Origin of the sequence: Microcystis sp. M_OC_Ca_00000000_C217Col (assembly GCF_007095585.1) — a bacterium.
Taxonomy (GTDB): Bacteria; Cyanobacteriota; Cyanobacteriia; order Cyanobacteriales; family Microcystaceae; genus Microcystis; species Microcystis panniformis.
Genome location: NZ_SFBV01000026.1, coordinates 1 through 13,729, shown reverse-complemented (window position 1 = coordinate 13,729; position 13,729 = coordinate 1). Strand labels below are relative to the sequence as shown.

Genomic DNA, 13,729 nt, shown 5'->3' with positions numbered 1-13,729 from the left:
ATTATTCCTGTCCCGATTGACAAAATCCCTGTAAACATATTGCTGAAGTTTATTACTTCGTTGCCTCCCAATTAAATATGGAAGAAATGTATCAACGGGTACGCAATAAAAACGCTGGTATGTTATAATTAGGTAGGTGTTTAAAATCGTCTAATACCCCCTTGGTTAAAAAAAAATTAAGGGTAGATTAAAGTGGGATTAAAGGGGGATCAGAAGTTTGAAAAAGCATTCTATTTTTTAAGACAAGCAGAATCTATGAACCAAGAATCTCTCAGCTTTGTCCATGGGAATGTCAAGTTAGCCGATCGCTTTTTAGTTTGTGGATTGGGTAGTCTCGGACAACACTGCGTCAAATCTTTAAAAGAGTTTGGGGTTAGCGTTGTCGGTATCGAACTAATACAGCCTCCCAGTTGGGAAATTAATGATTTTCCCGATTTATTAGAGGAAATAATTATCGGTGATTGTCGTCAAAAAAACATTTTAGCAAGAGCGGGAATCGATCGCTGTCGGGCTGCTTTAATTGTCACCAGTGATGAGCGAATTAATGCCACCACTGCCCTAATTATTCGGCAATTAAATCCCCATACCCGCTTAGTGGTGCGTTCTTCTAAAGATAATCTCAATCAGCTACTTAAGGAACGTTTAGGCAATTTTATCGCCTATGAACCTACCCAACTACCCGCCAATGCCTTTGCTTTAGCCACATTAGGCACAGAAACCCTCGGTTTTTTGCATCTCGACGGTCAGAAATTGCGGATTATCCAGAGACAAATTAGTCCCGAAGATGGTTTACTCGATCGCTTTTTAGGTGATTTAAATACCCCCACCCGTCGTCTGTTAGCACACACAGCCCCCGATGAACCTTTAAGGGCCGGATTTTATCAATGGTCCCCCACCACCACTATCCGGGCCGGTGATACCATTACCACCATCGAAACTACCTATCAAAATATCGATGCTACCCGCCAGAAACCGTCAAATTCTCGCCAGAAGTTGCGGCATTTTTGGCAAAAATTAGGCAAAGAAACCCAACAATTCTGGCAATTGAGTTTTCAGCAGCAAATTCACCGGGTGGCTTTCCTGTCAGTATTTATCATTATCCTGCTAGTAATGATCGGGACTTTTCTTTTCCATCTCTACGCCCCGAGAGCTTCCTTTATTTCCGCTCTTTCAGGAACGGCGATTCTTTTATTAGGTGGTTACGGTGATGTTTTCGGTGCCTCTAACCCCGAAGATTTAAATGCGGTTCCCTGGTGGATGCAGCTATTTAGTCTCTTTTTAACCTTAGCTGGAACCGCTTTTATCGGGGTTCTCTATGCCATTTTGACAGAAACTTTATTATCATCAAGATTTCAATTTATCCCCAACCGTCCCCCAGTTCCCCAACAAAATCATATCGTTATTGTGGGCTTAGGTCGAGTCGGCAAAGAAGTGGCTAATTTATTACTAGAAATGCAACAGGCAATCGTTGGGGTGAGCTTAAATAGGGATTTTGATGCGACTATCCTGCCAAAAATGCCCCTGATGACGGGAAATATCGAAGAATCTTTAAAAAATGTCAATTTAGATAGGGCTAAAAGTATAGCGATTGTTACTGATGACGAAATCCTCAATTTAGAAGTGGCCCTAACCACCCGCAAACTCAACCCCCAAAGCTACTTAGTCATCCGCACCACCGACGACAACCTTAGTCAACAATTAAGTCAAATTCTGCCCCGCTCTCACATTTTAGGAACCAACACCGTGGCGGCAGAAGCCTTTACGGGAGCGGCTTTCGGAGAAAATATCATCTATCTGTTCCGTTGGGCGCAAAAAACGATTCTGGTGACAGAATACGAGATCGAAGCCGGAGATACTCTCAATGGTAGCTCGCTCGGGGATATTGCCTACGGTTATCGAGTCGTGCCGATCCTACACCAACGAGAACGGCAAGCCCCGAAATTAATGCCCGAAGATTATCTCAACTTACGCATCGGCGATCGCATTGTGGTGCTGGCCACCATCAACGGACTGCGACGGGTGGAACAGGGTCGTCGCACTCCCAAAACTTGGCGCGTGCGGGTGGAAAAAGCCTTTAATCGCAATATTGCCGCGGAAGCGCCCACCGTAATCAGTCGTTTTTCTAATTGTCCCCTGAAAACCGCCAGCGATCTCATGGAAAATTTGCCAGCAACCCTGGGCGCCCCCCTCTACGAACAGCAGGCGATTCGATTAGTTTCCGAGTTAAAAAAAATTCAAGTTCAAGCGCTGGCTATTCCCATTAACCCGAAATCGAGTTAATCGGAGTTAAGTAAGTAGTTATAATTAAATTGAAGATAGATTTTGCCTCTGCCCCCCCTTATTAAGGGGGGTGCCGATAGGCGGGGGGATCCCCCCTGCCCTACTTAATAAGGGGGGTGTCTGACAACTTTTAACACCTACCTACTTATCCTTTTTTATCAAACTAGAAGGCTCTCTTGGTCTTTTTTTATGCAGTTAAAGTGACCGTAGCCTTGGCAGTTTGTCCAGAATCAGAAGTAGCAGTAATAGTAATTTTATCCCCATTATTTCCTTGTGCAGGTGCAGTGTAGGTAAATTTGGCATCAGTGGTATTTTTATCAATTTTACCGCTGTCTGGCGGTGAGATTGTGATGGTGTAGTTACCAACGGGATTAATGATAAATTCTTGGATTCCATTTAATGCTAAAGTTGCGCTAGAGGGAGCGATCAGAATCGTTGGAGGTAGTCCCTGTCCAGTGGAACTAGCCTCTACAGTTACTTTTTTCTCCACTTGATTAATTAAATCGGGAATAAGACGTTCGCTAAATCCAGCCACAAAAGCCATTGTTAAAAGTCCATATAAATAGATGCCATTCCGATTATCTTCAGTGCCACCCCGAATTTCTAAGGGAGAAATATTAGAGTTAAGAATTAGCAGAATAAAGAAAGCAAAACTTCCCCCTAAAATCGGCTTAGTTAGACCAATTATAAATGGCAAGAGGTCATCGTCATATTTTTGGTTTTTGGGATTATCAAAATCTTGCAAACGAGTTAGAAGACTAACTGCTCCCCCTAAAGTGCCTGTCATCAATATCAATATCAAGAGTCTAAAATTTCCGTCTTTGTCTTCAGTATTTTGGTTACTTTTACCCTCAGTATTGATTGGAGGTAAAGACATAAGCAAATCTTTCACTGGAAGGGAGTTCATAATACCCCAATTCAAAGGGAGAGCTAACACTAATCCAATTAAAACTTTTGTAGGTATTTTGAAAGAATGGAACAGATTATCTCTGAATTCGGCTAGACGAGTCCAAAAACCTGTCTGGGTTTTTCTTAATCCCGTTCTGGCGGCATAGCGTAATTTTTGTGCCAGAATAATATTAGGTTTACCTATTAAAGATTTAATCGCAATTTCTCCAGCATCTACCACCGACTTTACTTGCATGATATCACCAGGTTTGGAAATGTTCTTGAGTTCCACCTGTGCCATCCCTAGTATTTTAATTAATTTGGCTAATTCTCCCTGTACTTCCCGGTCTAATTCTTGAGGGAATCCCGCTACTTGTTCTTGGGTTTTTTCCAGCAAAATATCAATTCTTTTATTTAGTTTGATTCCCTCATCTCTAGCTTTAATTTCATTGATTAAATCGTCTAAAGTTTGAAATAAAACACTTTCTTCTTGTACTTGTAGTTGTGCAAAATTATCTTTAAATTCCTTGACTAACTTTTCAAAGGGTTCATCTACTTCAGGAATTGAACTATATTTGTCTAATTTATCCTTCAGTTCAGCAATCAAAGACTCATTTTTCTGTTGTAATTCCACAGTCGTGGAAAATTTAACCAAAGTATCTTTAACTTTTGTTTGCCAAGCAGTTAGTTTTTCTTTGAGTTTTGGCAAGTTTGCATCGTTAGCATTAGCATCGAATAGAATCGTAATTGTTGCAACTAAACTATCAGTTTCTTGGCTGAAAGTATCAAGAGGAGTTTCTGAATTTTTGCCCGTAGATAGAAGGTGGATTGTCTCCACAAGCTGATCTGTATGGGCTATTATTTGTTTTTCTAATTCTTCTCTGCTAGGTAAAGGGTCTGAAAAAGTTAATTCACCTAGTTTTTGAATAAGTTCATCTCTTAAATTATTAGTCTCTTGAGTGATTGTTTTGGCTTCTGTTTGGTAACTAGCAAGGGTAGCTGATTTATCCTGACTAAATTTATTTTGGGTTTCCAGAATAAATTGATTAATTTTTTGTTCGATAGCAGGATTTAGATTAATCATGATTGTCTTCTCCTAAAAAAAGGCGAAAATGGGCTAAAATTCGGTTAGCTTCCAGATGCTACAATAGTTATCATTGATTTTCTGCAATTATTCATAAATCTTGATAAATTTTTATTTTTTTAACTCAATTCAGTCTGCCGTAGGGACATAACATCGTTATCTCCTCAACATCGTTATCTCCTCAATGACCGCAGCCGCATCTTAGCACTCAAGCCCTAAGAGTGCTAAATTAACTATAAGGAGTCCTATCACAACAGCGATACCATGTCCAAAATCATTGCCTTTAAAGATGAATCCCGTCGCGCCCTAGAAAGAGGTGTCAACGCCTTGGCCGATGCGGTAAAAATCACCCTCGGTCCGAAAGGACGCAATGTCTTGTTAGAAAAGAAATACGGCGCCCCCCAGATCGTTAATGACGGCATCACCGTCGCCAAAGAAATCGAATTGTCCGATCCCCTCGAAAACACCGGGGCGAGATTAATTCAGGAAGTAGCGGCAAAAACCAAAGATTTAGCGGGAGATGGCACCACTACCGCCACCATCATCGCCCAAGCTTTGATTAAAGAAGGTCTCAAAAACGTTACCGCCGGGGCCAATCCCGTCGCTTTAAGACGCGGACTAGACAAAACTATCGCCTATCTGGTGGAAGAAATCGCCGCCGTCGCTAAACCGATCGCCGGAGATGCGATCGCTCAAGTGGCCACCGTTTCTTCCGGCAACGACGAAGAAGTGGGAAAAATGATCGCCGCCGCCATGGAAAAAGTCACCACCGATGGCGTAATCACCGTGGAAGAATCGAAATCCTTAACCACCGAATTAGAAGTAGTGGAAGGGATGCAGATCGATCGCGGTTATATCTCTCCCTATTTCATCACCGATCAAGAAAGACAGATCGTCGAGTACGACAACCCCCTGATCCTGATTACCGATAAAAAAATCAGTGCGATCGCTGAATTAGTCCCCGTCCTCGAAGCCGTTGCTCGTCAAGGTCGTCCCCTATTAATTATCGCCGAAGATGTGGACGGCGAAGCCTTAGCCACTCTAGTGGTCAACAAGGCCCGGGGAGTCCTAAATGTCGTCGCTATCAAAGCCCCCAGTTTTGGGGAACGTCGCAAGGCGGTTTTACAAGATATCGCCATCCTCACCGGCGGTCGTCTGATTTCCGAAGAAGTGGGCTTGAGTCTTGACACGGTTAGCCTCGATCTGCTAGGGCAAGCGGCAAAAATCACCCTAGAGAAAGACAATACAATTATTGTCGCCTCTGGGGACAGCCGCAATAAGGCCGATGTGCAGAAACGTCTCGCCCAACTGAAAAAACAGTTAGAAGAAACCGATTCCGAATTCGATAAGGAAAAATTACAGGAACGCATCGCTAAATTAGCCGGCGGTGTGGCCGTGATTAAAGTCGGGGCAGCCACAGAAACCGAACTCAAGGATCGCAAACTCCGCATCGAAGATGCCCTCAATGCCACCAAAGCCGCCGTGGAAGAAGGTATCGTCCCGGGCGGTGGTACAACCTTGATTCATCTGGCCTCTAAGGTGAAGGCTTTCAAAGCTTCTTTGACTAACGATGAGGAAAAAGTCGCCGCCGATATCGTCGCCAAAGCCCTAGAAGCCCCCCTGCGTCAGTTAGCTAATAACGCCGGTGTGGAAGGGGATGTGATCGTGGAAGGTGTGCGCGAAACCGCTTTTAGCGTCGGTTACAATGTCCTCACCGGCAAGTACGAAGACTTAATCGCCGCCGGAATTATCGATCCGGCTAAAGTGGTACGGTCAGCCGTTCAAAACGCCGCTTCTATCGCCGGTATGGTCCTAACTACGGAAGCCCTCGTGGTCGAAAAACCCGTTAAAGAAGCCGCAGCCCCCGATATGGGCGGCATGGGCGGCATGGGTGGCATGGGCGGCATGGGTGGCATGGGTGGCATGGGCATGATGTAATTCCTAATGCCGTCTGGCCCCTGAAAATAATCTCATGCAATTGAGCCAATCTGTCCCTTTTCTCGTTATCGTCGGCATTAGGGACAGGTTTTTTTTCCTCGGGAAAAACTTTTTCAGCAGAACCTGCTTAATCTATCCTTTGCATTAGTCCAGACACTACACTAGAAAAGAAGGATTATTCCCAGAAATCATGACACTGCTGACGGTTCGATCGCTCAAAAAAGACTTCGGTATCAAGGAAATTCTCAAAGATGCGAGTTTTAGTCTCGATGATCGCGATAAAGTCGGCCTGATCGGTACGAATGGATCGGGAAAATCGACCCTATTGAAAATGATCGCCGGGTTAGAAGCGATCGATGGTGGCGAAATTCAAATCAATTCCGGGATGAAAATCGTCTATTTACCCCAGCAACCCGATCTAGACAATGATAAAACGGTTTTAGAGCAGGTTTTCGCCGATAGTGGCGAAAGTATGACTTTAATTAAGGAATACGAGGAATTGTCCGATCGCCTTGTCCATGAGCCAGAAAATCTGGATACTATTATGGAACGTTTGTCAAGGGTTTCGCAACAAATTGATAAACTTGCCGCCTGGGATTTAGAAACCAATGCTAAAGTTATTTTAAGTAAACTGGGCATCGATAATTTTAATGCTCGCGTGGGAGATTTATCGGGGGGATATCGCAAAAGAATCGCCATCGCTACCGCACTTTTAGCCGATCCTGACTGTTTATTGATGGATGAACCCACCAACCATTTAGACGCGCTTTCCGTGGAGTGGTTACAGAGTTATTTGTCCCGTTTTCGGGGAGGATTATTATTAATTACTCACGATCGCTATTTTCTCGATCGAGTGACTAATCGCATCATTGAAATCGATCGGGGAGATTTATCTACTTATTCCGGTAATTATGCCTATTATCTAGAAAAAAAAGCTTTAGCGGAAGAATCGATCGCCAGTAGTCAACGCAAACACGCGGGAGTTTTACGACGGGAATTAGAATGGTTATCCCGGGGACCAAAAGCGCGCAGTACCAAACAAAAAGCGCGGATTGATCGCATTCAGGTAATGGGTAATAAGGAATTTAAACAGGTGGAGGGAAAAGTCGATATTGCCACCGCAGGAAGACGCATCGGCAAAAAAGTTATTGAAGTAGAAAATATCTCGAAAGCTTACGGAGATCGCACTTTAATTAAAGATTTTACCTATATTTTTACCCCTGAAGATCGCATCGGTATTATTGGCAGTAACGGGGTAGGAAAATCTACTCTCATGGATATTATTACCCGGAAAACTCTCCCCGATTCAGGCACGGTTGACATCGGTTCCACTATTCATATTGGTTACTTCGATCAACAATCCGATGATCTCAATATCAACGAAAATCAAAGAGTGATCGAATATCTGAAAAGTGTGGCCGAATTAGTCAAAACCCTAGACGGCAGCGTGATTACCGCTTCCCAGATGTTAGAAAAATTTCTCTTTCCTCCCGATCAACAGTATGCACCAATTTATAAACTTTCTGGAGGAGAAAGAAGACGCTTATTTTTACTACGAGTTTTGATGAGTGCGCCTAATGTTTTAATCTTAGATGAACCCACCAATGATCTCGATGTGCAGACTTTAGCAATTTTAGAAGAATATTTAGAGGACTTTAACGGTTGTGTGATTGTTGTTTCCCATGATCGCTATTTTCTCGATCGAGTAGTTGATACTATTTTTGCCTTTGAAACCGGGGGTAATATCCGTCAATATCCGGGTAATTATTCCCTTTATCTCGATCAGAAAAAAGAGGAGGAGGAACCAAAAGAAAAAAAAGTCACCCCAAAAACTGTTAAAGCTTCTCCCTCACCCGTCAATAAGAAAATCTCTTTTAAAGAGAAAAAAGAATACGAAGATATCGAAAAACAAATACCAATTTTAGAAGCAAAAAAAGCCGAAATTGAAAAGGTACTTTATGGAGAACCCCTAGAAGATTTTACTAAAATAACCGCTCTGACCGAAGAATTAGCTCAATTAAGTCAAAAAATTGATAATTTAACCGATCGCTGGTTAGAATTAGCGGAAAAATTAGGCTAGGATGATCCCTATTTTCCCGATCAATTTAGTTAAAACTGAGTGATAATTTCTGGTGAATCATCCTCATCCATGACCAGATCTACCGACTCCACCCGCAAGAGTGCCAAATTATCGTTAACCACCCCTTGAAGATAGATTTCCCCCATCCCTTCACCCCCCAGATCGATCGAGCCGAAAACTTGACCGGTTTTGGTATTAAAATTAAACTGAAAATAATTAGCCGAGGAAATTCCCTGGCTGACATTATCGTATTTAGCGATCTCTTGACCAATGTTATCATAAAAAGATACCTGAAAATTTTCTAAAACTTGCGTTTTTCCCGAACCTTTTTCCGAAAAGATAGTCGGGGCCGTTTTTTCATCATAACTAAAAGAACCTTTAGCTGTATAACCTTGATTTCCCGACCATTGAAAATCGAGCGTCACTGCTAAAACTCCTTGGCTATTCATGTTAGCAACTAAAAGCCAAGCTAATAGTAAAGTCAATATTATCTTTTTCATTAGTCGGTTATTTCATTTACAGCAGTTATCCTAATGGTGAGGTAGGAACAAAATCGGTAAAACCCCACACCCCACACCCTGCCACCAGGAAAAACCTTTTCAGCAGACCCTATTATAGCAAAGGGATTGCTACTTGCTTCCAATTAAGTAGGGAGGCACAATTATTTGTAGGATGGGTTAGCGGTAGCGTAACATAATCGGGAGTTGGGTTTCATGCTTCAACCCAACCTACGTTCATCTTATATTTAATTCCACCCACCTACTTAGTCACTGATAACTGATAACTGAATAGAGTTTGTCAGCGAAACGTTTTTTTGTCTTAAAGTCCAGAAAACGGGTTTCTCCGAGAAACCCGTTTTCTAGGTTAACTTCGGGAAAAAAGAAGCATAAAAACGCTTCAAAATACTCGGTTAATGCTTCTTTCCAGGGTTCATCATAATATCATTTTTCAAAAGTGATGACAGACTTAGTTGATTATTCCAAAGCGCAATTCCGCTCTCGGACAGGAATTGCGCTTTTAGATGTTAGTCACGACTATTGAAAATTGGTATAATTGGCGGTTGTTTGGTTCATTTGAGTTGTCCGCTTACTCTTAGGGGTGAAGCGCGATAGCGTAACGCACCGATTTAATAATAGAGGTGGTGCGTTACGGCGGCTTGTTGATGCGTGTTTTTTTGACGGAATTGTTAGCCACCTAACGCACCCTACGCCTAAAATTAGTGGCTGTGTGACTAGGTTAATTTATCAGTGCAAAATCAGTCGCTATCAGGGTAGGAACAGTCAACAAACTGGCAAATTCAGAGCCACTTCCTAAGCCAGCAGCACTACCATTTTGATTGTAGTAGATGCTGCCACTGCTGTTACTGTAAACGATAAAAGCACTGCTAGTGGCGACTAAATCATCGTCATCGACGCTGGCAAATTCAGCCGGTTGACTGAAGCCATTGCCGATGCTACTTTGTAAGGCAGTAAAGATGGCTTTACTTAATACTATTTTATCACTGCCCGAAGTGAAATCGCTGATGGCATCGATGCCTAAATTACTACTGTTGAAGATAAAATTATCGCTACCATTACCACCAGTAAGTAAATCATCGCCGGAACCACCAATTAAACTATCGTTTCCGTCTTGACCAGTTAATTGATCGTTGCCACCACCACCAGTTAGAGTATTATTAAGGCTATTCCCGGTTAGTCGGTCATTACCGCTATCGCTAATAATATTTTCGATGGTGTTATTTGCCGAAAAAGTCAATCTTAGATTATTGGTGACGGCGGTTTGGACAGTAGTAACACCTAAGTTAACTCTTACTGCGGTATTTGTCCCAGTAAAGTCGAGGGTATCGATACCGCCGGTGGTAGTTTCTTGGATGGTATCGCTTCCTAATGGGGTTGAAGCATTGAAGCAGTAAATATCGTTACCATTAGCACCAGCGAGGATATTGTTACCGCTATTTCCAGTGATTTTATTGTCACCAGCGTTACCCGTACCATTAATATTATTACTGCCAATTAGTCTGAGGTTTTCCACATTAGTGGGTAAGGTGCGAGTAATTGCGCTTTGTAGGGTGTCAGTAATAATTACTTGTCCAATTGCTTCGTCGGGATTGATGGTAGCATTAACCGGATTTGATAGGGTTACTGTAAAAGCTTCATCAGGTTCATTGAGGTTATCATTGAGGATGGGAATGCTAATAGTAGCAGTGGAAGTATTAGCAGCAATGGTGAGGGTTCCTGTCTGGCTAGTGTAATCTACATTAGCGGTAGCATCAATGGGTGCAGTGGTATAGTTGACAGTAATTTGTTGTGGATTGGGGTTATTGACAGTAACAGTGAGGATTGCACTACTATTTTGACCTTCCACCACGGTGATGTCGTTGATGGAGAGTTGCGAGGTGACAGTGCTATCATCATCGGTAATTGTCCCCGTGGCTGCGTTAGGAGTACCTACGGTATAACCTGTCCCGGTCGCGAGGGTTAAAATAACAGTTTCGTTACTTTCTACTATTGTGTCAGCAGTAGGGTCAACTGTTACCGTCGCAGTGGTAGCATTAGCAGCAAAGGTGACTGTATTGTTAGTCCCGGTACGAGTGTAGTCAGTATTAAGAGTAGCTGTCCCTCCCAGGGTGTAATTGACTGTTAAAGCATTTGTTGTTACACCAGAACGAGTGAAGGTATAAACCAGATTAGTTGTCCCGTCTTCAGTCACACTTGCGGGGGAAACTGCTAGGGTGACACTGGTATCGTCATTGGTAATTGTTCCCGTGGCTGCGTTAGGAGTACCTACGGTATAACCTGTCCCGGTCGCGAGGGTTAAAATAACAGTTTCGTTACTTTCTACTATTGTGTCAGCAGTGGGGTTAACTGTTACCGTCGCAGTGGATGAACCAGCAGCAAAGGTGACAGTATTGTTAGTCCCTGTACGAGTGTAATCGGTATTAAGAGTCGCTGTACCTCCGAGGGTGTAATTGACTGTCAAAGCATTTGTTGTTACACCGTTGCGGGTGAAGGTATAAACCAGATTAGCTGTTCCGTCTTCGGTGACGCTTGCGGGAGCAACCGCAAGAGTGACACTGGTATCATCATTGGTAATTGTTCCCGTGGCTGCGTTGGGAGTACCTACTGTATAACCTGTCCCGGAAGCAAGAGTTAAAATAACAGTCTCATCACTTTCTACTGTTGTATCAGCAGTGGGGTCAACGGTTACAGTCGCAGTGGATGAACCAGCAGCAAAGGTGACACTGGTGGGAATAGAAGCGTAATCGGTTCCATTAGTAGCTGTCCCCCCAACTGTATAGTTAGCGGTTAAGGCGCTGGTAGTAGAACCGCTACGGGTGAAGGTATAAACTAGATTTGTTGTCCCATCTTCAGTAACACTACTGGGGGAAACTGCAAGAGTAATACTGGGAAGGGTGACATCATCATTGGTGATTGTTCCCGTCACTGGGGTGGTCGTACCTACTGTATAACCTGTCCCAGAAGCGAGGGTTAAAATAACAGTTTCGTTACTTTCTACTATTGTGTCAGCAGTAGGGTCAACTGTTACCGTCGCAGTGGTAGCATTAGCAGCAAAGGTGACTGTATTGGTGGTCCCTGTACGAGTGTAGTCGGTATTGAGAGTAGCTGTCCCTCCGAGGGTGTAATTGACTGTTAAAGCATTTGTTGTTACACCAGTACGGGTGAAGGTATAAACCAGATTTGTTGTACCATCTTCTGTCACACTGCTAGGAGCAACCGCAAGAGTGATACTAGGTAAATCATCATTGGTAATCGTCCCCGTCACTGGGGTGGTCGTACCTATTGTATAACCTGTCCCGGTCGCGAGAGTTAAAGCAACGGTTTCGTTACTTTCTACTATTGTGTCAGGAGTGGGGTCAATTGTGACGGTAGCAGTGGATGAACCAGCAGCAAAGGTGACTGTATTGTTAGTCCCTGTACGAGTGTAGTCGGTATTAAGGGTAGCTGTCCCTCCGAGGGTGTAATTGACGGTTAAGGGATTAGTGGTTACTCCGGTACGGGTGAAGGTATAGACTAAGTTAGCTGTTCCGTCTTCAGTAACACTTGCGGGAGAAACTGCAAGGGTAATACTGGGAAGAGTCGGACTAGAAACATAGCTAAAATAACTAGCAGTTAGACTTAATGCTGTTTGATCAGTGATATAAGCAATCAGTTCATCTGGTTCGCTGCCTGGTTTGTTGATGTAGAGTTTAGTATTAGAACCAGAAACCGATAACAGATAGTTACTACTTGAACCCCGTAATTGAATTATATCGTTAGTGGTGTTAAAGTCAGCAATTGTCGCGTAGTCGTTATCACCGGGAAGGGTGCTGTTACCGTCATCATAAAAGGTCTTTGTTGTATCTGCAAGGATAAAGCGATCGTTTCCTGTTCCTCCTTCTAGATAATCTTGTTCTCCTATACCGCCATCTGTTCCTTGTAGGGTATCATTCCCACTACCACCAAAAAGCCGATCATTACCAGCACCCCCATTGAGGACATCATTCCCATTGCTGTACCGCCAAAAATGACATCATTATACTCAGTTCCCTTAAACCCTTCAAAACTCTCAATCGAAGTAAAGGTATCAGTTTCCGTACCGACAGTAATTGTCCCACTCCCGGTAGCGCTGTCGTAGGTCATGGTTAAACCACTACTAGCATTACTGTAGTTAGCATCATAGCGATCATTACCACTACCACCATTTATCGTGTCATTACCCGCATCAGTGGTAAAGTAATCATCTCCATCCCCACCGTCAAGAGAGTCATTACCATTACCTCCATAAATATTATCGTTTCCCCCCAAACCACTTAAAGTATCATTGCCATCTAAACCAGAAATATTATCACTGTCAGAAGTTCCCGTAATATTATCATTCCCATTAGTCCCCGTAAAATTCGCCTGTTCTACTTGAATAATTTCCCCATTTATTATAATTGTTGTCTGGTCATTCTCTACTCGTAAAGCGTCTAAGGTTGCCACATCCAGACTATTTCCCCGCACCAACTCCGCAAAAATTGCCCCCTCATCTCCCGCGCTATCCACTGGATTAATTTGAGCATCCACATAATGCCCAATTTCTTCTAAAATTACATTAACTATCGCTGCTAACGAAGCTGTATTTAAAAAAGATGCTGATAGATAAATCTTATTCTTACTACTGGCATAAGCACCATTCGCCGTCCCCAAAACCTCATCACTAAGTATCTCAATCGAGGGAATTTGACTAAAATTTCGGCTTTGCCACTGTTGTCGTAATTCCGTCGCCTTAACCACATCATAACTTGTGCCAAAAGCGGTTTCTAAATTCGCCCAAAAACCATCAGATTGAGCGAAATTAAACAAAACATCGTCAACAGCAGGAAGAATCGGCAACAGGGTAGAAGTCATGACAGTAACAGCAAAAGTTTATTGATAAAAATTTTCGCACAACAAGCGCAAATCTTTCAAGACCCCTGT

At 43.0% G+C, this 13,729-nt stretch carries 6 protein-coding genes and 1 pseudogene; 3 read left to right on the top strand and 4 right to left on the bottom strand.

Annotated features, from left to right (window positions below):
* Window positions 1-255 precede the first annotated feature (255 nt).
* Entirely contained in the window at window positions 256-2,280 is a 2,025-nt protein-coding gene (locus tag EWV66_RS01360; RefSeq protein WP_287108607.1) for a potassium channel family protein, read from the top strand.
* 187 nt (window positions 2,281-2,467) lie between these two features.
* On the opposite strand, the gene EWV66_RS01355 is transcribed toward EWV66_RS01360, so the two are convergent.
* Entirely contained in the window at window positions 2,468-4,252 is a 1,785-nt protein-coding gene (locus EWV66_RS01355) for a hypothetical protein (protein ID WP_287108605.1), read from the bottom strand.
* 264 nt (window positions 4,253-4,516) lie between these two features.
* Between EWV66_RS01355 and groL the strand changes: the two genes are divergently transcribed.
* Entirely contained in the window at window positions 4,517-6,190 is a 1,674-nt protein-coding gene (groL, locus tag EWV66_RS01350) for a chaperonin GroEL (RefSeq protein ID WP_016516009.1), read from the top strand.
* Between the two features lie 190 nt (window positions 6,191-6,380).
* The gene (locus EWV66_RS01345) at window positions 6,381-8,270 is read left to right on the top strand and encodes an ABC-F family ATP-binding cassette domain-containing protein (protein ID WP_287108603.1); all 1,890 of its coding nucleotides are present in this window, start codon (window positions 6,381-6,383) and stop codon (window positions 8,268-8,270) included.
* Between the two features lie 29 nt (window positions 8,271-8,299).
* On the opposite strand, the gene EWV66_RS01340 is transcribed toward EWV66_RS01345, so the two are convergent.
* From EWV66_RS01340 to EWV66_RS24295, 3 genes and pseudogenes are all read right to left on the bottom strand, one after another.
* Complete coding sequence (locus tag EWV66_RS01340; protein WP_287108602.1) at window positions 8,300-8,770, bottom strand: hypothetical protein; 471 nt, start codon at window positions 8,768-8,770, stop codon at window positions 8,300-8,302.
* A gap of 736 nt (window positions 8,771-9,506) precedes the next feature.
* A complete protein-coding gene (locus tag EWV66_RS01335) occupies window positions 9,507-12,506 on the bottom strand; it encodes a beta strand repeat-containing protein (RefSeq protein ID WP_502706141.1) in 3,000 nt (999 codons plus the stop codon).
* Window positions 12,507-12,997: 491 nt separating this feature from the next.
* Window positions 12,998-13,660 (bottom strand): annotated as a pseudogene (locus EWV66_RS24295) (calcium-binding protein); the annotation flags it as partial.
* Between the last annotated feature and the right edge of the window lie 69 nt (window positions 13,661-13,729).